The following is a 20,403-nucleotide window of genomic DNA, read 5'->3' as shown; positions in this document are numbered from 1 at the left end:
GTAGCAAAGTCTCGTCCGTAGGTGCAGGCTTTGCAGAACCGCAATACAACAGTGGAGTCCGACGCTAGGGGTTGAGTGATGACGGTGCCTGTCCTGCAGAACTACATCGACGGGGCGTTCGTGACGCCCTCCGGTACCGACATGCTCGATGTGGTGAATCCGGTGGACGAGTCGGTCGTCGCCCACTCCCCCATCTCCGACGCGTCGGATGTCGATGCCGCAATGTCGGCTGCCGCCAGCGCATTCCAGAGCTGGGGTAAGACGACGCCCGGCGAACGGCAGAAGGCGCTGTTGAAGCTCGCCGACGCCATCGAGGCGCACAGCGACGAGATCGTCGAGGCGCAGAGCCGTAATACCGGCCAGCCCAAGGCGACCATCGCCGCCGAAGAGGTGACGGTCGGCGCAGATCAGATCCGGTTCTTCGCCGGTGCGGCGCGCATGCTCGAGGGCAAGTCGGCAGGCGAATACATGGACGGATTCACCTCGTATGTTCGACGCGAACCGATCGGTGTCGTCGGCCAGGTGACGCCGTGGAACTACCCGTTCATGATGGCAATCTGGAAGATCGGGCCCGCGCTCGCCGCCGGCAACACCATCGTCCTCAAGCCCAGTGACACCACTCCCGAAAGCACTCTCGTGCTGGCGAAGCTGTCGAAAGGAATCCTTCCGGCCGGCGTCCTCAATGTGGTTCTCGGCAACGGCGGGACCGGCGCTGCCATAGTGGAGCACAAGACTCCCGGCCTGGTGTCGATCACCGGATCGGTCCGCGCCGGCATCGCCGTCGCCGTGGCCGCTGCCAAGCAGCTCAAGCGCGCGCACCTCGAACTCGGCGGCAAAGCGCCGGCGATCGTCTTCGACGACGTCGACATCAGCAAGGCCGCCGACGGTATCGCCGAGGCCGCGTTCTTCAACGCCGGTCAGGACTGCACAGCCGTCACCCGCGTGCTGGTGCACGAGTCGGTCCACGACACCCTCGTCGACGCCCTTGTCGCCAAGGCGAAGACGTTGAAGGTCGGCCTACCCGACGACCCGGATACATTCCTCGGGCCACTGAACAACATCAACCACTTCGGCCAGGTCAGCTCGAAGGTCGACGGCATCGGCGAGCACGCCACCATCGTCACCGGCGGCAAGCGCATCGGCGACAAGGGCTTCTTCTTCGAGCCCACCATCATCACCGGCGTCCAGCAGTCCGATCCCATCGTGCAGGAGGAGACGTTCGGTCCGGTGCTCACGGTGCAGACGTTCACCGACGAGGCTGAGGCAATTTCGCTGGCCAACGACGTGGACTTCGGTCTCGCGTCGAGCGTCTGGACTTCCGATCACGGACGCACACTGCGCATCTCGGCGGCTCTCGACTTCGGAGCCGTGTGGGTCAACTGCCATATCCCGTTGGTGGCCGAGATGCCGCACGGAGGCTTCAAGTACTCCGGTTACGGCAAGGACCTCTCGGCCTACGGCGTCGAGGACTACACCCGCATCAAGCACGTCATGAGCTCGACGGAGACCATCGCATGAACGCACCTCAGCAACACCGTCATCCTCTCGATCCTCTGTCCAGCGACGAATTCGCCACCGTAGCGGAGGTTCTCGGCCGCGATCACGGCGTCGGCGACGGCTGGCGCTTCGCGTCCATCGAAATGATCGAACCGGCCAAGTCCGAGATCGCCGCGTTCGACGAGGCCGGTACCGTGCCTGCGCGTCGTGCAATCTCGGTGGTGTTGAATCGCGCCGAGAACAGTACTTTCAAGGCCGTTGTGTCGCTGGACGATCGCGCCACCGAATCGTGGACGAACATCCCCGGCGTGCAGCCCAATTTCACCGTCGACGAATGGGAAGAGGCCGACGCCGCGCTGCGTGCCCATCCCGATGTCATTGCTGCCCTGGCCGATCGAGGTATCACCGATCTCGATCTGGTGTTCATGGACACCTGGACCTACGGCGAAGCGGTGACGCCCGAGAAGTACAAGGGTCGACGCCTCGGCTGGTCCGACACCTGGGTCAAGGCCGCGGAGGGTGCCAATCCGTACGCCGGACCGGTCGGCGGATTCCACTGCGTCATCGACGTCAACACGATGGAACTGCTCGAGATCGAGGACACTTTCCGAGTCGAACGTCCGGAGATCATGGGCGAGTACGTCCCTCGCCACATCCCGGAGCGGATCCGCGCGGCCAGTAGCCGTCCGCCACTCGAACCGCTCGAGATCACCCAACCGACCGGCCCGTCGTTCCAGATCGACGGCAACAAATTGACGTGGCAGAACTGGTCGTTGCGCGTGGGATTCAACTACCGCGAGGGCATGACGCTGCATGCCGTGACGTACAACGACAACGGGAACGTGCGGTCCGTCGCCAATCGAATGTCGTTCGCGGAGATGGTCGTTCCGTATCGCGATCACACCGAGGATCACTATCGGCGCACCGCGTTCGACATCGGCGAGTGGGGCCTGGGCTTCATGACCACCTCGCTCGAACTCGGCTGCGACTGCCTGGGCGAGATCCGTTACCTCGATGCAGTACTGCACAACAGCAAGGGTGAGCCGTACACGATCACCAATGCGATCTGCATTCACGAGGAAGACAACGCCGTGTTGTGGAAGCACGTCGATCACGACGCCGGGGCCGAAGTACGGCGCATGCGTCGACTCACGGTCAGCTTCCACGCCACCGTCGCGAACTACGAGTACCTCGTCTACTGGCGGTTCTATCAGGACGGCAACATCGAGTGCGAGGTCCGCGCCACAGGCATCATGGTCGTGACGCACTTCGCCGAAGGCGGCACCCATCCGTCGGGAACGCTGGTCGACAATCGCACCTACGCGCCCTATCACCAGCACTTCCTCGTAGCCCGGCTCGATCTGGACATCGACGGCACCGAGAACACCGTGTACGCCAGTGAGACGCAACGTGTTCCGATGGGCCCCGACAATCCTTACGGCCTCGCGCTCACCCAGGTCAACACTCCGCTGACCACCGAATCCGAGGGCAAGCAGGATTACGACTGGAACACCCAGAAGGCATGGAAGGTCGTCAACGACAACGTCACCAACGGCCTCGGCACCCGCCCTGCCTACAAACTGGTTCCGGGGGCGGCGATCCCGTCGATGTTCGATCCGGCGTCGCCGATTTTCCAGCGTGCTCAGGTGATCGGCCATACCGTGTGGGTCACCCCCAACTGTCCCGACGAGCGTTGGCCCAGCGGCGAGTTCGTCAATCAGAGCGGTGTCGATCACGGCCTACCCGAGTGGACCGAGGCAGATCGAAGCATCGAGAACACCGATGTTGTCGTCTGGTACACCTTCGGGATCCATCACATCACCCGCCCCGAGGACTGGCCGGTGATGCCTGCCGACACCGTGTCGTTCTGGCTCAAGCCGTTCGGATTCTTCGATCGCAACCCCTCTCTCGATGTCGCAGCGTCGGAGCCGAAGTCGTGCCACACAGATCCCGGCAGCACCTGTCATTAGCTCGCCCAACTTCAGGGAAGGTCCGCCCATGCGTCTGATCGTGGGATACCAGGCAACACCGAGTGGCGCGGACGGAATCGCCTTGGGCGCAACCCTCGCGCGATCTTTGCAGGCCTCGCTGGACATCTGTCTGGTGCTGCCTCAGGAGCGCCCGGTGCCGTCCAAAGCGCCCGTCGAGGCGGGGTACGACGACATCCTGATCGATCAGGCCACGAGTTGGCTGGCCGAGGCACTGGCACTGGTGCCCGAGGACGTCCAGGCGCGCACTCACCTGCTGTTCGACGAGTCGTTCGCACAGGGTCTACTCGACGCAACCAGAAGTGGAGCCTGCGGAGCGACCCATGAACACGTCGACGAGTGCGAGGCGTACATGATCGTTGTCGGTGCGGCCGGCGACGGTCTGCTCGGGCGCCACTCGATCGGGACCGTCACCAGCGATCTTCTGCACTGTGCCCACGTGCCCCTCGCGCTGGCACCGCGCGGGTATCGGCACTCTCCGCCGCCACGCATTCGCGAACTGACCTGCGCTATCGGAAACCGTCCGGGAGCGGTCGAACTCGTCGAGGCCGCCACCGATCTGTCGGCGTCGGCCGAGTTGCCCCTGCGCTTACTCTCCCTCGTCTCCGCAGAAGCGGAATCGATACGAGCGCCTGGGCCTGGCGGTCTCGCCAAGGCCGAGGACGTGCTGCGCACCGTGAAGGCGGAACTGCCCGCGGAATCGGAGGTACAGCTGACGGTGGCCGAGGGCTCCGGTATCGAGAAGGCGGTGTCCTCGCTGGAGTGGCACGCCGGCGACGTGTTGATGGTGGGTTCGTCCCGCCTCGCGCAGCCGCACCGACTCTTTCTGGGATCGGTTGCCGCGAAAATGCTTCGGGTCGTTCCCGTTCCGATGATCGTTGTACCGAGAGAGGCCGGCCATGAATGAGCGTGCGGCAGTGGACGTCGAGTCCAAGGGCCTGTCGGCCGGCCAACTCGGACTGCTCGCGAGCGTGGTGCTCGGCATCTCGACCATTGCGCCCGCCTACGCCCTGACGGCGTCGCTCGGTCCGACGGTCACCGAGGTGGGAGTGCACCTGCCGGCGATCTTCATCGTGGGGTTCATCCCGATGTTGTTGGTGGCCTTGGGTTATCGAGAGCTCAACGCAGCCGAGCCCGACAGTGGCACCTCCTTCACCTGGGCGTCGAAGGCCTTCGGACCGTACGTCGGCTGGATGGGCGGTTGGGGCCTGATCGCGGCCACCATCATCGTGCTCTCGAACCTCGCCGGGGTGGCCGTCGACTTCTTCTATCTCTTTCTCGCGCAGGTCACCAGCAACGACTCGCTGGCCGATCTGACCGCCAACATACCCATCAATATCGTCACCTGTCTGGTGTTCATGGCTCTGGCGGCGTGGCTGTGTTATCGCGGTATGCAAGAGACCAAACGCGTCCAGTACACGATGCTCACGTTCCAGCTGCTGGTGATGGCGTGGTTCATCGTTGCCGCGTTCGTCAAGGTCGGGGCCGGTGACGGTGCCGACGACATCTCGTTCAGCCTGGATTGGTTCGACCCCTTCGGCATTCCGAGTTTCTCGGCCTTCACCGCAGGCCTGTCGCTGTCCATTTTCATGTACTGGGGCTGGGACGTCTGCCTGACGGTCAACGAGGAGACCGCAGGCAGCGCCAAGATTCCCGGCCGCGCCGCTCTGGTCACGGTGTTCTGCATCATCGTGCTGTACTTGCTCACTGCAGTGGCCACGCTGCTGTTCGCCGGTACCGGCGACACCGGAAACGGATTGCAGAATCCCGACACCACCGACAACGTATTCGCCGCACTGGCCGGACCGGTGATGGGACCGTTCGCGATTCTGCTGTCCCTCGCCGTGCTGAGCAGTTCCGCCAGTTCACTGCAGGCCACCTTCATCTCACCGGCGCGCACATTGCTCGCGATGGGCCACTACCAGGCGCTGCCGAAGCGGTTCGCTTCCATCACACCGCGATTCAGTACTCCAGGCTTCGCGACACTGGTGGCCGGCGGGTCGTCAGCGGCCTTCTACGCCGTGATGCGGGTGGTGAGCGACAACGTTCTCACCGACACCATCGCCGCGCTCGGACTGATGATCTGCTTCTACTACGGCATCACCGCATTCGCCTGCGTCTGGTACTTCCGCGAGGAACTGTTCACCAGCACCCGCAACATCTTCTTCAAATTCCTCGCACCGCTGCTCGGCGGTGTCGGCATGGCCGTGGTGTTCGTGCAGACCTCGATCGATGCCTGGGATCCCGAGTTCGGAAGCGGCTCATCGCTGTTCGGCATCGGCATGGTCTTCCTCATCGGCGTCGGCATCATCGCACTCGGCATCGTCATCATGCTGGTGGTGGCACTGCGCAAGCCGGAATTCTTCAAGGGCGACATCCTCCGCCGCGACACTCCGCCACTGATCGTCGAGGACTGACGATCAGAAGGCCAGCGGTCCCCGCTGACCTTCGTCACTCTCTGGAGTGCTCGACGCCGCGGTCCTGTAGGCCTTGCACGATCAACTCGCTGACGCGCACCCAGCCGGGTCGGTCGGCCCACTGAGCCTCGAGCAGCGCGTTGGCCGCAGAGTCGTCGAGACCGCGCTCGAAAGACCACTCCAGTGCGTCACTGTCCCAGGTGTTCACCATCCATTCGACCGTGTCGTCCGCGAGCTGCTGGATCTTCGGATCGTCAGGGTCGAGCTCGGCTGCTCGAAAAGAGCGCACCATGAGCGCCAGATAGCCCGGGTCTCTGAGCGTGACGCCGCCGAAGTCCTGCAGCCAGGAATCGAGCTTGGGCCGGTAGACGGCGTATGTGAGCACCCAGGCATCGCGATAGTGATCGACGACTTCGGAGTCGATACCCGCTTCGCGCAGGTACTCGATCAGGCCGACGATCACATCGGGAAGGACCAGCGCGTCGCCGGCACGTAGCCGCTGGAGTCTGTCGCGATCCTCCTCCAAACGTTCGATCCTGTTGCGTAGGCCGGTGTCGATTTCGATCAAGGCCAGGTCGAGTGATTGCTGTGAGGCGTCGAGTAGCTCGTGAACGCGTGCCAGTGGCACACCGGCCGAGGCAAGAGCTACCACCCGTGACAACCGCAAGACGGCCTCCCCGCCGTAGAGACGGTAGCCCGACGTGTTGCGTTGCGGCTCGTCCAGCAGCCCCTGCTGATGGTAGAACCGCACGGTTCGGGTCGTCACCCCTACGTAGGAAGCCAGCTCACCGATGCGAAGCACGGAGCCCATTCTTGCCGATCAACCGTCCACCCCTGCAGCGTGCGGTACCGGGTCGGTCAGCTCACGCGCGCCCGGGCTCAGCACCGAGTAGGCAGCGACGGCGGTCCATCCGACTCCCATGACGACGGCACCGAGACCGAGATCACCGCCGACCAGCACTACCGACATCAGTCCCAACCCCATCGGACCGGCCACGAGCCCGCCCATGTTCAGCCAGCCGAGTACCCGACCCCTGACCTCTGCGGGGACCTGTTCGGCCACATAGACATTCCAGATCGGACCGAACAGCCCGGACCCGAGACCCATGACCAGCATTCCGGCCGCGACGATCCAGAACCCGTGCAGCTGCGCGAACAGCCAGATGCCGGCCGTCATCGCTGCCATTCCCGTCACGAAGGTGGCCCGTCGCGATCGGGCGGCCGACACGGCAAACAGCGCCGACCCCGCCAGGGTGCCGATGGCGAACGTCGACATGGCCAGGCCCAGCTGCCCGGGTTCGCCGATCTCGTTGAAATAGCCGGGCAGCAGCAGGCTGATCATCGGCGGGGTGACCAGGCTCGCGAAGAACGCGAGAATCAGCATCGCCCGCAGCGCGGGCGTGGCACGGATCAGGTCCAGGGCGCTCCCCGACCCGGCGGCACCGGACGCGAACGCCTGCCCCATGACCGGAACCAGCGCAGTCAGCAACGCAGCAGCCGCCGACGAGGCGGCGGTGACGGCGACGACGTCGATCGGATCCAGCACGCTCAACAGAAGGCCGGCCAAAGCCGGTCCCGCCAGGAACGCCAGTGAGAACCCGGTCTGAAAGAGGCCGGCCACCGTCGCGACCGACGCTCCCGAGATAGACGCGACATCGGCGAGCATCGCCTGACGAGCCGTCATCCCGGGAACATCGAAGACAGCGCCTGCGACTCCCAACACCACGAACCATGGCACCGACAACCCCACTGTTGCACTCACGCCGATCAGGCCGAGTACCGCAGTCGCGCTACCGAGATCGGAGACGACGGCCACGTTGCGTGCCCCGAATCGGTCGATCAGTCGACCGCCGGCGAATGTTGCCGGCACCGCCGTAACGCCGGCGGTCGCCGCGATCAGACCTGCCGACGACAGGCTGCCCGTCGTGGCCAACACCAACCAGGGCAGAACGATCGTGATGGCCGAGTTGCCGAACAGCGACAACGAAGCCCCACCGATGTACAGCGGGACAGCGGTACGGATGCGATTCATGATTCGATGATCGCGATTGACGCTGCGTCAAGGTCAAGCCCGCGAATCAACCGTCCAGCATCGGCTAGGCCTTGGGATCGAACCCGGCCAGCAGTGCACGGAGCCCGTACTCGAAGGCCTCGTCGGAGCGAGAAGTCTTCGAGGACGCGGTGTCGAGGGCGGCGCGCAGTGCGGGACCGACCTCGACGCTGGGACGCCAGGGAGCTTCGGGTGCCGCCAGGTCGAGCGCTGAGCCCAGCACGAAGCTGTCGAGGACAGTGATGATGTTGAGTACCTCGGCCGGTCCGAATGCGGCCGCCGACAAGGTATCTGCCAGCGCGTTGTACATGCCGAAGGCGTGGGCGCTGTTGACCGCGTGTTCGGTGAGCAGCGGAATCAGGCGGGGGTAGCGGGCGTAGCTGTCGCGGTAGGCGCGGGCGATCTGCGCGACGGTCTCACGCCAGTCGAGGCCGTGTGCTGGCAGCGCGACCTCGGACATCGCGCGCTCGCGCAACAACTCGACTATCTGTTCGCGACCCGACACATGGTTGTACAGGGACGACGGGCTGACGCCGAGTTTCTTGGCGAGGAGCGGAATGGTGAATCCGCCCGCATCGCCCACCAGCGCGAGGGCGGCTGTGGTGATTCTGTCGGTGTCCAACAGTGGCGCGGACGGTCTCCCCACGGTGCACACTCCTCATCCTCTTGCGGTTCCGATCGTCATCGACAATACTTAACGAATCACATTCGTTTTATCGGAGGTCCCATGCTGACGATCAGCAGTCTCACTGCCCCCACCGCGCCGCTCCGGGTCGTCCCGAGCGCGCGCACTCCGCTTCGCGTCGCACTGGTACAGCATCGGTGGAATCCCGACGCCGCTGCACTGAAAGCCGAACTGCTCGATGCCATCTCCATCGCGGCCGATCGCGGAGCACAGGTTGTCTTCCTGCCCGAGATAGCCCTGCTGCGCTACCCCGCCGACACCCGCGCCGGAGTGAACCCCGGCAGCGAAGCGGAGGATCTGCTCACCGGGCCCACCTTCACCCTCGCCGCCGAAGCGGCAGCCGCGAACGACATCGTGGTCCATGCGTCGCTGTACGAGAAGTCCGAGGCGGCAGACGGATTGGGATTCAACAGCGCCATCATGGTCTCTCCCTCCGGCGAGCTGCTGGCCAGAACCCGAAAGCTGCACATTCCCATCTCGGCCGGTTACTACGAGGACACCTACTTCCGCCCCGGTCCCGCCGACGACCCCTACCCCGTCTACTCCCCGGACCAACTCGACGGTGCCCGGGTGGGCTTACCCACCTGCTGGGACGAGTGGTTCCCTGAGGTGGCGCGCAGCTACGCGCTCGGTGGCGCAGAGATTCTCGCGTATCCGACGGCCATCGGGTCCGAGCCGTCGTTCCCGGAGTTCGATACCCAGCCGATGTGGCAGCACGTCATTGTCGGCCATGGCATCTCGAACGGCCTGTTCATGGTGGTACCGAACCGCTGCGGCAACGAAGGCGAGATCACTTTCTACGGTTCATCGTTCATCTCCGATCCCTACGGTCGCATCCTGGCGCAGGCACCCCGAGACGAACCGGCCGTCCTCGTCGCCGATCTCGACCTGGATCAGCGTCGAGAATGGTTGGAGCTCTTTCCTTTTCTTCTCACCCGCAGACCAGACACATACGCCCGTCTGGCCGAGCCGGTGCGCACCGAAGCCCCGTACGGCGACGGACATCCTGCAACGCCGGTGATCAAATGATCACGACCGCAACGACATTCACTATGCCATCCGAGACGGCTCCGCAGGACAAGGTGTGGATGGCATTCCCCTGCGAGGGTTACTCGCTCGGCGAGGACCCCGAAGCCAAGCACGAGGCCCGTTCCACCTGGGCGGCCGTCGCGCATGCGGTCGCGGAGTTCGAGCCGGTGACCGTCGTCGTCGATCCGGCCGAACGCGGCGTCGCAGCGACATACCTCTCCCGCGACATCGATATCGTGGAGGCACCGCTGAACGACGCCTGGATGCGCGATATCGGCCCCACCTTCGTTCATGCGGGCGATGGCTCGGTGGCCGCAGTCGACTGGATCTTCAACGGTTGGGGCGCACAGGACTGGGCGCAGTGGGACAAGGACTGCCGAATAGCTGAGTTCGTGGCGAATCGGGCTGCGGTCCAACGGGTTACGTCACCGATTGTCAACGAGGGCGGCGGCATAGCGGTGGACGGTGCCGGCACCGTGCTGATCACCGAAACCGTCCAACTCGATCCCGGACGCAACCCCGGCCTGTCGAAAGCCGACATCGAGGCGGAGCTGGCGCGAACAATCGGTGCGCGGCACGTCATCTGGCTGCCTCGCGGGTTGACGCGGGATTCCATGCGGTTCGGCACGCGTGGCCACGTGGATATCGTCGCGGCCATCCCGTCTCCGGGAACTGTTCTGGTACATCGACAACGTGATGAAGCCCACCCGGATCACCAGGTCAGCGAGCTGATCGTGGACACCCTGCGCGCCACCCACGATGGCGCGGGCGAGGACTGGAACATCATCGAGGTGCCGGCTCCGCAGACCCTGCGCGATACCGACGGATTCGTCGACTACAGCTACATCAATCATCTCGTCGTCAACGGCGGGGTGATCGCCTGCAGCTACGACGACCCGGTCGACCAGGAGGCAGCCGCGATACTGCAGGACGCCTACCCGGGAAGAAAGGTGGTGACCGTGGACGCCAGGCCACTCTTCGAGCGGGGCGGGGGCATCCACTGCATCACCCAACACCAACCGTCGGCGCGAAAGCTCGACTGACTGGCATATCCGCGCTCTACGAGCTGCGTCGAACCTCGAGCTGTTCGCCGACAACGACGGTCTGCGGCTCGGTCACGCAGTCGAGCCGTCCATCGAGACGCAGTGATACGTGGTACTCGCCCGGCTTGAGGGCGAAGGTGGTGATGTCGATGCTCGAGGTGTTTCCGTCCACCACGACGCGGTGGCTGAGCGACAACATGCCATTGTGCAGAATTTCGCACATCTGCCCCGGCAGGACGTTCTCGACATGAACCGTGATGGTCTTGGGTCCGCCGAGAACCTCGATGGTGGGTTCCGGCGTGCTCGAACCGACGAGTCTGAGGTAGCTCTTGTCTCTGCGCACGGTCTCGACTTCCCTGTTAGCTTGCTCCACCCGAAGGTGAACGCCCGACGTGGTCTCAGTGGTACTTCGTGGCACGACGCTGGACGGATTGGTAGTACACGTCGTCATCGGCCTCGAACCGAGCCTCTCTCTTCATCGGGCACCTAGCCGACCGCGTTACGAATACGCGCCCGAACAGCCCACCAACAGCGTAGACACCACAGAATCTCGATGTCGTCGGACAAAACATACCTTCCGGGCCTCGAATCTGCGAACCAACCGATCGAACCGAGACCGTTACGTATCCTCACACGCTGTAATAGGTCGCGCGGGCATTCGGTGCGTGATTCAGTCGTTCGTCTCGAATCCGAGCAGCTCGGCCTCTTCCGCTGAACGCTCGGCGTCACGCCGGCGACGCTGATGCAACTTGACTCCCAACACCCCTGCAGCTGCTCCGACAACCGCCCCGACGGCCATACTGATCCACATCAGAGTGCTGCCGTCGTTGTGTTGAGCGAGTAGCCGAACCAGGGCCCCTCCGGCACCGAGGACATACAGCACGCCCGCGAGTGCGAGGCGCGGCCGTCGCAGTTCTTGCACGGTGTACATGTCGATACCCCGAGCTCGGGCGTAACCCAGGGTGACGTAGGCCACGACGATCAGCGAGGCGATGATGCCGAGAGTCACCCAGGCCCCGGTGACCCCGGCCGCGAAGGGCAGGATCGCGCCGGCGATCAGCCCGATCCACAGCAGCGACTGAAAACCGACGGCCGAGGCCTCGTTCCAGATGTCGCGTTGGAGCTCGTCGGAATAGAAATCGTCGTCGAGGTCACCGACGAAACGAGCCGCTTTGACGAATGTGCTCATGATGAGGACTCTCCTTGGTCTCCGAACAGTGTTTCCACCGTCGTATCGAGTGCGCGGGCCAATCGCAGTGCCAGGTAGACGCTCGGTGCATAGTCGCCGCCTTCGACGGAGACGATGCTCTGCCGACTCACCCCGCAGATGGTGCCGAGTTCGGCCTGGGTGATGCGTGCCAGCTTGCGATGGTCGCGAACGGTATTCGCTCCGGACATGCAAGAAGTCAACTCTGCTTGTCATAAAATGTCAAGCAAAGTTGTCATCGTGAGGCATTTACGTCGACGTAACGCGGGAAACAGACTCGTCACCGCAGAACATACCTACGCAATAACTTCCCTTTACTGTTCGCAATCGCGAATACATCCCTGTATACAAAACTCCGAAAGGGCCGTAGATGCCTGCAGTCTCGAAGCGCAAGTCCGTCACACGCCTCATGGTCGTTCCCGCAGCTCTGGCCGCATTGAGCCTGGTCGCCACCGCCTGCGGAAGCAAGGCGGGAGACACCACCTCTGCCGACGGCGGCGGCTCGGCCACCTCGTGTGTCGACACATCAGGTGACACCATCAAGGTGGGCTCGCTCAACTCCCTGTCCGGCACCATGGCGATCAGCGAAGTGACGGTGCGTGATTCGATCGCACTGGCCGTCGATGAAATCAACGCATCGGGTGGCGTCAACGGCAAGCAGATCGAGGTCGTCGCCGAGGACGGCGCGTCCGAACCGACCGTATTCGCCGAGAAGGCCGAGAAGCTGATCAGCAGCGACTGTGTCGCAGCAGTTTTCGGCGGCTGGACGTCGTCGAGCCGCAAGGCGATGCTGCCGGTGTTCGAGGACAACGACGCTCTCCTCTACTACCCCGTTCAGTACGAGGGCCTCGAGGCGTCGAAGAACATCTTCTACACCGGTGCCACCACCAACCAGCAGATCGTGCCGGCTCTGGACTACCTCAAGGAGCAGGGCGTCAAGACCCTGTACCTGGTCGGCAGCGACTACGTGTTCCCGCAGACCGCGAACCGCGAGATCAAGGCCTACGCCGCCGCGAACGGCATCGAAATCGTCGGCGAGGACTACACCCCGCTCGGTTCCACCGACTTCTCCACCATCGTCAACAAGGTCCGCACCGCGAATGCCGACGCCGTGTTCAACACCCTCAACGGCGACTCCAACGTCGCCTTCTTCCGCGAGTACACCAACGCCGGGCTCAAAGCCGCTGACATGCCGGTTCTTTCGGTGTCCATCGCCGAGGAAGAGGTCGCCGGCATCGGCGCTCAGAACATCGCGGGCCAGCTGACCGCCTGGAATTACTACCAGACGGTCGACTCCCCCGAGAACACCAAGTTCGTGGCGGACTACAAGGCCAAGTACGGTGCCGACAAGCCCACCTCGGACCCGATGGAAGCCGCCTACACCTCGGTCTACCTGTGGAAGAACACGGTCGAAAAGGCCGATTCCTTTGCGGTATCGGACATTCAGGCCGCCGCCGACGGAGTCAGCTTCGCCGCTCCCGAGGGTGAGGTCGTCATCAACGGCGACAATCACCACATCTCCAAGACCGCTCGCATCGGCGAGATTCGCCCCGACGGACTGATCTACACCATCTCCGAGTCGCCGGAACCCATCGAGCCCGATCCGTTCCTCGAGACCTACGACTGGGCCTCCGACCTCAACTGACCCCCACCCATGTGCGTGGAACTTCGTAGCCCACTACGAAGTTCCACGCACATGCTCCGAAGGAGCTCCCCATGGACGTCGTGATCGGACAGTTGTTCACCGGCCTGTCGATCGGATCCATTCTTCTCCTCGCCGCCCTCGGGCTATCACTGACGTTCGGTCAGATGGGCGTCATCAACATGGCGCACGGCGAGTTCATCATGGCCGGTTCGTACACGGCCTACGTCGTGCAACAGATCGTCTCCACCGGCGGCGCGTCACTGTTCATCTCGCTGATCGTCGGCTTCCTCGTCGGTGGTGTCATGGGTGTCCTGCTGGAGGTGACGCTGATTCAGCGGATGTACCACCGTCCGCTGGACACCCTGCTCGTCACCTTCGGCGTCGGGCTCATCCTGCAGCAGCTCGCCCGCGACGTCTTCGGCGCTCCGGCAGTCAACGTCGTGACGCCGGACTGGCTGCGCGGCGGCGTCGACATCCTCGGTGCCGTGGTGCCCAAGACCAGAATCTTCATTCTCGTCCTCGCGATCGTCGCCGTCGTCGCGCTGTCCATCGCATTGAAGAAGACCCCGATGGGTCGACGCATCCGCGCGGTGGTGCAGAACCGCGATCTCGCGGAGACCTCGGGCATCTCGAGCCGCAGGACCGATATCTCGACGTTCTTCCTCGGCTCGGGTCTGGCCGGCGTCGCCGGCGTCGCGCTCACCTTGATCGGATCGACCAGTTCCACTGTGGGACAGAGCTACCTGATCGACGCCTTCCTGGTGGTCGTCGTCGGTGGCCTCGGCCAGATCAAGGGCGCGGTGATCGCCGCGTTCGCACTCGGCATCCTCAACTCGTTCATCGAGTACAGCACCACGGCCTCGATCGCCAAGGTCATCGTGTTCGTGCTCATCGTGATCTTCCTGCAGGCCCGCCCGCAAGGCTTGTTCGCCGTCAAGACAAGGAGCCTGGTATGAGCGAGTTCATCGCCAAGCGAGGTGCGCTACTGGGATTCGCGCTCGCAGCGATCCTGTTGTTCGCCGTTGCCCCTGCCGTGCTCAGCGAATTCCGACTCAGCCTGCTCGGCAAGTTCATCTGCTACGCGATCGTGGCCGTCGGAATCGGGTTGGCCTGGGGCCGTGGCGGAATGCTCACCCTGGGCCAGGGCGTGTTCTTCGGGATCGGTGCCTACATCATGGCCATGCACCTCAAGATCTCCGACGCCGAACTCCGCGGCGACGACGTACCGGATTTCATGGGCATCGCCGGAATTCGGGAACTCCCCTCGTATTGGATGCCGTTCACCTCGCCCTTCACCACCATCCTCGGCATCTTGTTCGTGCCGGCCCTGGTGGCCCTGGTACTCGGCCTCGGCGTGTTCAAGCGTCGAGTCAAGGGCGCTTACTTCGCGATCCTGAGCCAGGCCCTCGCCGCCGCCTTCGCAATCCTGCTCATCGGACAGCAGACCACCGGTGGGTCCAACGGCCTCAACCGCTTTCGCACGTTCTTCGGGTTCAATCTCAACGACCCGGCCAACAAGCAGATGCTGTTCTTCATCGCCGCAGGCGTGCTGCTGGCCGTCGTGGCGATCACCCGGCAGCTGATGTACTCGCGTTACGGAGAGCTGCTGGTGGCGGTGCGCGATCAGGAGGAGCGCGTCCGCTTCCTCGGCTACGATCCCGCGAACGTCAAGATCGTGGCCTACGTGGCCGCGGCGTTCTTCGCAGGTCTCGCCGGAGCACTGTTCGTTCCCATCGTCGGGATCATCTCCCCCAACGACGTGGGCATAGTCCCGTCCATCGCGTTCCTCATCGGTGTCGCTATCGGCGGCCGCACCACGCTGCTCGGTCCGGTTCTCGGCGCACTCGGCGTCGCCTGGGCGCAGACCACGCTGTCCGAACAGTTCCCGTCCGGCTGGACGTACGCGCAGGGCCTGCTGTTCGTGGTGGTCGTCGGGTTCTTCCCCGCCGGTATCGCGGGCCTGTTCGCACTGCGTAAACGCAAGAAGGAGCCCGAACCGCTCCCCGAGTCGAGCGAAGAGCCAGAGAAGGAACTGACGCGATGATTCATATCGAAGGCCAGCACCCCACGTTCGGCGGCAACGCCGGTATGTCGAGTCAGTACCTCGAAGTTCGTGATCTGACAGTCAGTTTCGACGGCTTCAAAGCCAACACCAGCGTCGATCTGACGCTCATGCAAGGCGATCTACGGTTCCTCATCGGGCCCAACGGTGCAGGTAAGACGACGCTGATCGACGCCATCACCGGCCTGGTCCCGGCCACCGGGTCGGTGACCAAGTCCGGCGTCCAATTGCTGGGTAAGAAGGTGCACCAGATCGCCCGCCTGGGAATCGGCCGCACCTTCCAGACCGCCAGCATCTTCGAGAACCTCACGGTGCTGCAGAATTTGGATATCGCGGCCGGGTCCGGTCGATCGGTGCTGACGATGTTGCGTCGCCGAGCCTCGGTGCTCCCGCAGATCGAGGAGGCCCTCGAGACCACCGGCCTCACCGCCGAGCGAGACAAGCCGGCGGGAATCCTTGCGCACGGCCAGAAGCAGTGGCTGGAAATCGGAATGCTGTTGGTACAGAACGCCGATGTGCTCCTGCTCGACGAGCCGGTCGCCGGCATGAGTCACGAGGAACGTGAGCAGACGGGCGAGCTGCTCCAACGCATCGGCGGCGAGCGGACCGTCGTGGTGGTCGAGCACGACATGGACTTCATGCGCATGTTCGCCACCTCGGTGACGGTGTTGGCGGCCGGACGCGTTCTGGCCGAAGGCACAGTGGCCGAGGTACAGGCCGATCCGAAGGTTCAAGCGGTCTATCTCGGTACCGCAACTGCGGCCGAGCAGCTCGATCGAGACGCAGAAGAGGGAGCCGATCATGCTTGAACTGATCGATGTGCGCACTGGCTACGGCCGCAGCGAGGTGGTTCACGGTGCGTCGCTGACGGTTCCGGCCGATGGTGTCGCAGCGGTGATGGGCCATAACGGCGCAGGCAAGACCACCCTGCTGCGGGCTGCGGTCGGGCTGCTCAAGGTCAACTCCGGCAAGGTCATGTTCGACGGCGAGGACGTCAGTTCGTTGCGACCCAGTGCGCGGGTGGCCCGCGGACTGGCCTACGTCCCGCAGGGCCAGCAGTCGTTCGGTCAGTTGACCACGGCAGAGAATCTGCAGGTGGTGGCCGACGGTCGTAAGCGCGGCAAGGCGTTGATCGGCGAGGTACTCGATCTGTTTCCGGCGTTGACGGAATTGCTCGATCGCAGAGCTGGATTGCTCTCGGGTGGGCAGCGCCAACAGCTCGCCATCGCGCGGGCGCTGATCACCGAACCGCGCATGTTGATCCTCGACGAGCCTACCGAGGGCATTCAGCCGTCCGTCGTTGCCGAGATCGAGCGCACCATCCTCGAGCTCACCCGCCGCGGCGGCCTCGGAGTGTTGTTGGTGGAGCAGCACATCGGCTTCGCGCTCGAGTCCGCACAGCACTACTACATTCTCGAGGCCGGCCGCATCACGTCCACCGGTGCGGGCGGCTCGGAGTCCGAGGCCGACGTGCGCGCAGCCATGGCAATCTGACCGGAACAATGATGCCTCGAAAGACCTTCGCGAGAAGGTCTACTTATCGCTGCGCCGGGATCTCGTGTCCGGTGTCATCAGCTCCACGGAGCGGCTCGGCGAGGAGCGCCTCGCCGAGCTGTACGGCGTCTCGCGCACTCCCGTGCGGGAGGCGCTGGCGCGCTTGCAGGCCGATGGTCTCGTCACCCGCGACGAGGCCGGGCTGCATGCCTATCGACCTCGGCTGACCGACCTGCCCGATCTGTACGAGCTCCGCGCCACCCTCGAAGCCCGGGGCATCACTCGCTCGACGTCACAGTCCTTCGACCGAGTGTCGCTGTCGGCGTTGGCGGACACCTGGATCGGCCTGCGCGCCGACCCACCCGACACCACCGATGACCTCGTCGCACTGGACGAGAGCTTCCACGTCACCCTGTTGGACGCGTCGGGTAATCCGGCTCTGACCGAGGCCCTGTGCACCGTCAACGCCAAAGTGCGTCCGGTGCGGATACTCGGCGGACTCGATGCTGCGGCGGTCGCGTCAGCGATCGATGAGCACATCGACATCGTCGAATGCGTGCTGGCCGGAACTCTGGACACCGCACTGGAACTTCTTCTGAACCACATCGATTCCTCCCGTGCGCGAGTGGTGGAGCGCGCGCAGCAGGCCGCGGCACTGGCCGGTGCGGTTCGAATATGAGTCGCAGTTTCTACTCCGAGAGAATCCGATCGATGTCGTCGAGCACGGCTTGCCCGCCCTTGGGGCCGACCCCGGTGATCCAGTAGGACTGATCCACCGCGTGCGGATTCGGCAGCGCGGCTGCATTGGCGGTGATCGACGCCGGTATGGCCGCGGGGTCCGACGGGTCGGTGGCGGTGACGACGATCAGATCTGCTGCGGCCTGGGCTGCCAGTTCGGGCGAGAGGTCGACAGAAATCTCGTCGGCCCATTCCGGCCTCGGCGGAGTGGTGAATCCTGCGCATTCCAGTGTGCTGCCGGCGAAGGACGACGGTCCGTAGAGCGTCAGCTCACCGTTGCGTGGTCGGATGAGTTGGGCGCTCCGACCGGCGGTATCGAACTTCTCGGCGATCTCGGTGCAGCGGTCGTCGTACGCGGTGAGCAAGCCCTCGGCCGCAGTCTCCTTGCCGAGAATGCGTCCGACGAACCGGACGTTCTCCTTCCACGGATCGGACTGGGCGGCCATGAACACCGTCGGCGCAATGGCTGTGAGTTGGTCGTAGTACTCGGCGTGGCGAGTCTCCGTGCCCAGAATGAGGTCGGGGCGGAGGGCAGCGATGTCCTCGATGGTCGGCTCGGCCACCGTGCCGACGGTCGCGATGCCTGCCGCGTCCGTCCCGAGATACGACGGCACGCCGCTCTCCTCGCTGAGCACCGCGGTACCGACGGGCAGGATGCCGAGGGCGACGGTGGTGTCGAGTTCGACCGGCTCCAGAGTGACAACGCGCAACGGGGCCTCGGGCACGTCCACCAGTCCCCGAACCGTGTCGATCGGTCGCGTCGATCCGTCTGCGGTGACCGCTCGATCCGCTGCGGAACAGGCCGTGGCAACGCTGGTCACAGCAGCGACCGCCATCAGCAATACCGCCGTTCGAGCCCGCAGTGTCGATTTTCGAGGTCTCGTTTGGATCATGCTGCAAAGGATAGCCTCACCTATTAAATATGCGGAAGTCGGCCACGGTCACACATCGAACACGCCGAGTCGAAGTGCCGCCATCACTTCCTCGACGGTGTGGGGCGTGGCGTCGGGAGCGATCATTCCCGCGCGAACCAACTCCGCGGCCAGCTCGGACGCCCAGGGCATCTTCAGCCGCGCCCTGCCCAACAGGGTCGCATCCGAGAGCACGTCGTCGGGAACACCCTGATGCACCACACCGTCGACGACAACGGCCACCGAATCGGCCCACTCCAGCGCAAGAGCGACGTCGTGCGTCGACAGCAGCACCGTCGTCTGAGCCTTCTCCAACCGGTCCAATGCCCCGAACATCTCGTCCACTCCGACCGGGTCCAGACCCGCCGTCGGTTCGTCCAACAGCAACACGGCAGGACGCATGGCCACAGCGCCCGCCGTCGCGACCCGTTTACGTTCCCCGTAGGACAGGTGATGGGTCGGTCGACGGCGGAGGTGCTCGATGCCCATCAGCTGCAACGCCTCGTCCACTCGATCGCGCACGTCCGAGTCGGACAGCCCGAGGTTCGACGGCCCGTACGCAACATCTCGCTCGACGTCCGCCGAGAACAGTTGATCGTCCGGGTCCTGCAACACCAGCTGCACGCGCTGACGGTGCGCACGCAGTCCGGCTCTCGAGAACTTCAGAGTCTCGTGGCAGATCTCGACCCGCCCGGATTCCGGTTCGACGGCACCTGCCAAGCATCGCAGCAACGTCGTCTTGCCTGATCCGTTCGCGCCCAGAAGTGCTGTTCGGCAATGTGGTTCGACCTTCAGCGTGGCTCCGGCGAGTACCACCGGCCCACCGAGATACGACACTCGCAGTTCCCGTCCGGCGATTCCGAGGTGCGTCAAAGCAATTCACGTCCGATCGGTGCCGTCGACAGTGCCACTATCGCCACGAAGCCCACTAGCGACACGAGCACGAACCACCGAGAACTCGGCCGATCGGTGCGCAGTGTGCGTGTCTCGGTCCCGAATTCGCGTCCAGCCAGTCCCGCGTCCAATCGATAGGCGCGGTCCCAGGATTTGAGTAGGACGGACGCGGTGAGCGACCCGGTTGACGCCATGGCCCGTCGAGGAGACGAGTACCCCAGCCGCGCGGCCTGCGACTGACGGATCGTTCCGACCGAATCGAGCAGGATGAACAGCATCCGATACATCAGGGCCGCAATGTCGACGCAGACGCTCGGTACCCGCCAGCGCCGAAGCCCGTCGAGAATGTCGACCATCGGTGTCGACATCGCCAGCAGCAGAACCGACGTCGTTCCCGCAACCGCATGCAGCGTCACCTCACCGGCGCGCACGAGGCCGGCCTGACCGACGCCGAGCGCGAAATGCGGTTCGGTCGTCACCGTGACTGCGATGGATACAGCCCCGAGTGCGACGAACACGGCCGGTGCCCGCAGCGCACCGAACAGCAGCCGTACCGGTGTACGCGCCCCGAAAATACTGCAGCCCAGGGCAACTGCGGTGACGATCACCGATCCCGGCCACACCGGAAGCAGCAACGCGCAGATCACCAAACCCAAACTGAGTAGTGCCTTGTCCGATACTGCTCGGTCGCGCCACGCACTCGACCACGCCGCGTTGTCCACGGACAACCCGCGCACCGCCCC

At 64.2% G+C, this 20,403-nt stretch carries 21 protein-coding genes; 12 read left to right on the top strand and 9 right to left on the bottom strand.

What is annotated here, in order from left to right; translation table 11 throughout:
• Nucleotides 1–78 precede the first annotated feature (78 nt).
• The 4 genes from RHODMAR_RS08825 to RHODMAR_RS08810 are packed head-to-tail and all read left to right on the top strand — an operon-like array spanning nucleotide 79 to nucleotide 5,902.
• Nucleotides 79–1,518, top strand: coding sequence for a gamma-aminobutyraldehyde dehydrogenase (locus RHODMAR_RS08825; protein ID WP_008713558.1), 1,440 nt, complete (start codon nucleotides 79–81; stop codon nucleotides 1,516–1,518).
• On the top strand, nucleotides 1,515–3,467 hold the full coding sequence (locus RHODMAR_RS08820) for a primary-amine oxidase (RefSeq protein ID WP_008713557.1): 1,953 nt from the start codon (nucleotides 1,515–1,517) through the stop codon (nucleotides 3,465–3,467). Before RHODMAR_RS08825 ends, RHODMAR_RS08820 begins: the two co-directional genes overlap by 4 nt.
• A gap of 28 nt (nucleotides 3,468–3,495) precedes the next feature.
• Nucleotides 3,496–4,392 carry a universal stress protein gene (locus tag RHODMAR_RS08815; protein WP_008713556.1) on the top strand — a complete coding sequence of 299 codons (897 nt, stop codon included), beginning with the start codon at nucleotides 3,496–3,498 and terminating at the stop codon, nucleotides 4,390–4,392.
• Complete coding sequence (locus RHODMAR_RS08810) at nucleotides 4,385–5,902, top strand: APC family permease (protein WP_008713555.1); 1,518 nt, start codon at nucleotides 4,385–4,387, stop codon at nucleotides 5,900–5,902. The genes RHODMAR_RS08815 and RHODMAR_RS08810 overlap by 8 nt, the downstream gene beginning before the upstream one ends.
• 34 nt (nucleotides 5,903–5,936) lie before the next feature.
• On the opposite strand, the gene RHODMAR_RS08805 is transcribed toward RHODMAR_RS08810, so the two are convergent.
• The 3 genes from RHODMAR_RS08805 to RHODMAR_RS08795 all read right to left on the bottom strand — a co-directional run bounded on the left by RHODMAR_RS08805 (nucleotide 5,937) and on the right by RHODMAR_RS08795 (nucleotide 8,598).
• A complete protein-coding gene (locus RHODMAR_RS08805) occupies nucleotides 5,937–6,704 on the bottom strand; it encodes a MerR family transcriptional regulator (RefSeq protein ID WP_157226035.1) in 768 nt (255 codons plus the stop codon).
• 18 nt (nucleotides 6,705–6,722) lie between these two features.
• Nucleotides 6,723–7,934 carry an MFS transporter gene (locus tag RHODMAR_RS08800; RefSeq protein WP_008713553.1) on the bottom strand — a complete coding sequence of 404 codons (1,212 nt, stop codon included), beginning with the start codon at nucleotides 7,932–7,934 and terminating at the stop codon, nucleotides 6,723–6,725.
• A gap of 64 nt (nucleotides 7,935–7,998) precedes the next feature.
• Nucleotides 7,999–8,598, bottom strand: coding sequence for a TetR/AcrR family transcriptional regulator C-terminal domain-containing protein (locus RHODMAR_RS08795; protein WP_042938512.1), 600 nt, complete (start codon nucleotides 8,596–8,598; stop codon nucleotides 7,999–8,001).
• A gap of 81 nt (nucleotides 8,599–8,679) precedes the next feature.
• On the opposite strand from RHODMAR_RS08795, the gene RHODMAR_RS08790 reads away from it, so the two are divergent.
• Both RHODMAR_RS08790 and RHODMAR_RS08785 read left to right on the top strand, forming a co-directional pair.
• A complete protein-coding gene (locus RHODMAR_RS08790) occupies nucleotides 8,680–9,666 on the top strand; it encodes a nitrilase-related carbon-nitrogen hydrolase (RefSeq protein WP_008713551.1) in 987 nt (328 codons plus the stop codon).
• A gap of 23 nt (nucleotides 9,667–9,689) precedes the next feature.
• Nucleotides 9,690–10,709: an agmatine deiminase family protein gene (locus RHODMAR_RS08785; RefSeq protein ID WP_008713550.1), complete on the top strand. Its 1,020-nt coding sequence runs from the start codon at nucleotides 9,690–9,692 to the stop codon at nucleotides 10,707–10,709.
• 16 nt (nucleotides 10,710–10,725) lie between these two features.
• On the opposite strand, the gene RHODMAR_RS08780 is transcribed toward RHODMAR_RS08785, so the two are convergent.
• From RHODMAR_RS08780 to RHODMAR_RS08770, 3 genes are all read right to left on the bottom strand, one after another.
• Nucleotides 10,726–11,052, bottom strand: coding sequence for a hypothetical protein (locus RHODMAR_RS08780; RefSeq protein WP_008713549.1), 327 nt, complete (start codon nucleotides 11,050–11,052; stop codon nucleotides 10,726–10,728).
• Nucleotides 11,053–11,379: 327 nt separating this feature from the next.
• Complete coding sequence (locus RHODMAR_RS08775; RefSeq protein ID WP_008713548.1) at nucleotides 11,380–11,898, bottom strand: hypothetical protein; 519 nt, start codon at nucleotides 11,896–11,898, stop codon at nucleotides 11,380–11,382.
• Nucleotides 11,895–12,107, bottom strand: a complete 213-nt coding sequence (locus tag RHODMAR_RS08770; protein ID WP_008713547.1) for a helix-turn-helix transcriptional regulator — start codon at nucleotides 12,105–12,107, stop codon at nucleotides 11,895–11,897. The genes RHODMAR_RS08775 and RHODMAR_RS08770 overlap by 4 nt, the downstream gene beginning before the upstream one ends.
• A 179-nt stretch (nucleotides 12,108–12,286) precedes the next feature.
• Between RHODMAR_RS08770 and urtA the strand changes: the two genes are divergently transcribed.
• The 6 genes from urtA to RHODMAR_RS08740 all read left to right on the top strand — a co-directional run bounded on the left by urtA (nucleotide 12,287) and on the right by RHODMAR_RS08740 (nucleotide 17,796).
• Nucleotides 12,287–13,561, top strand: a complete 1,275-nt coding sequence (gene urtA, locus RHODMAR_RS08765) for an urea ABC transporter substrate-binding protein (protein WP_008713546.1) — start codon at nucleotides 12,287–12,289, stop codon at nucleotides 13,559–13,561.
• Nucleotides 13,562–13,632: 71 nt separating this feature from the next.
• The gene (urtB, locus tag RHODMAR_RS08760; protein WP_008713545.1) at nucleotides 13,633–14,517 is read left to right on the top strand and encodes an urea ABC transporter permease subunit UrtB; all 885 of its coding nucleotides are present in this window, start codon (nucleotides 13,633–13,635) and stop codon (nucleotides 14,515–14,517) included.
• Nucleotides 14,514–15,605: an urea ABC transporter permease subunit UrtC gene (gene urtC / locus RHODMAR_RS08755; protein ID WP_008713544.1), complete on the top strand. Its 1,092-nt coding sequence runs from the start codon at nucleotides 14,514–14,516 to the stop codon at nucleotides 15,603–15,605. Before urtB ends, urtC begins: the two co-directional genes overlap by 4 nt.
• On the top strand, nucleotides 15,602–16,432 hold the full coding sequence (gene urtD, locus RHODMAR_RS08750; RefSeq protein ID WP_008713543.1) for an urea ABC transporter ATP-binding protein UrtD: 831 nt from the start codon (nucleotides 15,602–15,604) through the stop codon (nucleotides 16,430–16,432). Before urtC ends, urtD begins: the two co-directional genes overlap by 4 nt.
• The gene (urtE, locus tag RHODMAR_RS08745; RefSeq protein ID WP_008713542.1) at nucleotides 16,425–17,117 is read left to right on the top strand and encodes an urea ABC transporter ATP-binding subunit UrtE; all 693 of its coding nucleotides are present in this window, start codon (nucleotides 16,425–16,427) and stop codon (nucleotides 17,115–17,117) included. The genes urtD and urtE overlap by 8 nt, the downstream gene beginning before the upstream one ends.
• A complete protein-coding gene (locus RHODMAR_RS08740) occupies nucleotides 17,065–17,796 on the top strand; it encodes a GntR family transcriptional regulator (protein ID WP_081605944.1) in 732 nt (243 codons plus the stop codon). Before urtE ends, RHODMAR_RS08740 begins: the two co-directional genes overlap by 53 nt.
• A 10-nt stretch (nucleotides 17,797–17,806) precedes the next feature.
• Here the strand turns inward: RHODMAR_RS08740 and RHODMAR_RS08735 are convergent, their stop codons facing one another.
• From RHODMAR_RS08735 to cbiQ, 3 genes are read right to left on the bottom strand one after another with little or no spacing between them, the layout of a single operon-like run.
• Entirely contained in the window at nucleotides 17,807–18,748 is a 942-nt protein-coding gene (locus RHODMAR_RS08735; RefSeq protein ID WP_042938485.1) for an ABC transporter substrate-binding protein, read from the bottom strand.
• Nucleotides 18,749–18,796: 48 nt separating this feature from the next.
• A complete protein-coding gene (locus RHODMAR_RS08730) occupies nucleotides 18,797–19,639 on the bottom strand; it encodes an energy-coupling factor ABC transporter ATP-binding protein (protein WP_008713539.1) in 843 nt (280 codons plus the stop codon).
• A complete protein-coding gene (gene cbiQ / locus RHODMAR_RS08725) occupies nucleotides 19,636–20,382 on the bottom strand; it encodes a cobalt ECF transporter T component CbiQ (protein ID WP_232433603.1) in 747 nt (248 codons plus the stop codon). Before cbiQ ends, RHODMAR_RS08730 begins: the two co-directional genes overlap by 4 nt.
• Nucleotides 20,383–20,403: the final 21 nt, after the last annotated feature.

Source organism: Rhodococcus sp. AW25M09, from assembly GCF_000333955.1.
In the GTDB taxonomy this organism is placed as follows: Bacteria; Actinomycetota; Actinomycetes; order Mycobacteriales; family Mycobacteriaceae; genus Rhodococcoides.
Note: the sequence above shows the minus strand (reverse complement) of the source record. Positions and strands in the feature narration are given on the sequence as shown.

What these genes read in the sequence shown, in the direction of transcription:
- RHODMAR_RS08790 (WP_008713551.1), top strand. Translation starts at nt 8,680, where the DNA reads ATGCTGACGATCAGCAGTCTCACTGCCCCCACCGCGCCGCTCCGGGTC.
- RHODMAR_RS08820 (WP_008713557.1), top strand. Translation starts at nt 1,515, where the DNA reads ATGAACGCACCTCAGCAACACCGTCATCCTCTCGATCCTCTGTCCAGC.
- urtD (WP_008713543.1), top strand. Translation starts at nt 15,602, where the DNA reads ATGATTCATATCGAAGGCCAGCACCCCACGTTCGGCGGCAACGCCGGT.
- RHODMAR_RS08785 (WP_008713550.1), top strand. Translation starts at nt 9,690, where the DNA reads ATGCCATCCGAGACGGCTCCGCAGGACAAGGTGTGGATGGCATTCCCC.
- urtE (WP_008713542.1), top strand. Translation starts at nt 16,425, where the DNA reads ATGCTTGAACTGATCGATGTGCGCACTGGCTACGGCCGCAGCGAGGTG.
- RHODMAR_RS08800 (WP_008713553.1), bottom strand. Translation starts at nt 7,934, where the DNA reads ATGAATCGCATCCGTACCGCTGTCCCGCTGTACATCGGTGGGGCTTCG.
- urtA (WP_008713546.1), top strand. Translation starts at nt 12,287, where the DNA reads ATGCCTGCAGTCTCGAAGCGCAAGTCCGTCACACGCCTCATGGTCGTT.
- urtB (WP_008713545.1), top strand. Translation starts at nt 13,633, where the DNA reads ATGGACGTCGTGATCGGACAGTTGTTCACCGGCCTGTCGATCGGATCC.
- RHODMAR_RS08735 (WP_042938485.1), bottom strand. Translation starts at nt 18,748, where the DNA reads ATGATCCAAACGAGACCTCGAAAATCGACACTGCGGGCTCGAACGGCG.
- RHODMAR_RS08775 (WP_008713548.1), bottom strand. Translation starts at nt 11,898, where the DNA reads ATGAGCACATTCGTCAAAGCGGCTCGTTTCGTCGGTGACCTCGACGAC.
- RHODMAR_RS08825 (WP_008713558.1), top strand. Translation starts at nt 79, where the DNA reads ATGACGGTGCCTGTCCTGCAGAACTACATCGACGGGGCGTTCGTGACG.
- RHODMAR_RS08810 (WP_008713555.1), top strand. Translation starts at nt 4,385, where the DNA reads ATGAATGAGCGTGCGGCAGTGGACGTCGAGTCCAAGGGCCTGTCGGCC.
- urtC (WP_008713544.1), top strand. Translation starts at nt 14,514, where the DNA reads ATGAGCGAGTTCATCGCCAAGCGAGGTGCGCTACTGGGATTCGCGCTC.
- RHODMAR_RS08815 (WP_008713556.1), top strand. Translation starts at nt 3,496, where the DNA reads ATGCGTCTGATCGTGGGATACCAGGCAACACCGAGTGGCGCGGACGGA.
- RHODMAR_RS08770 (WP_008713547.1), bottom strand. Translation starts at nt 12,107, where the DNA reads ATGTCCGGAGCGAATACCGTTCGCGACCATCGCAAGCTGGCACGCATC.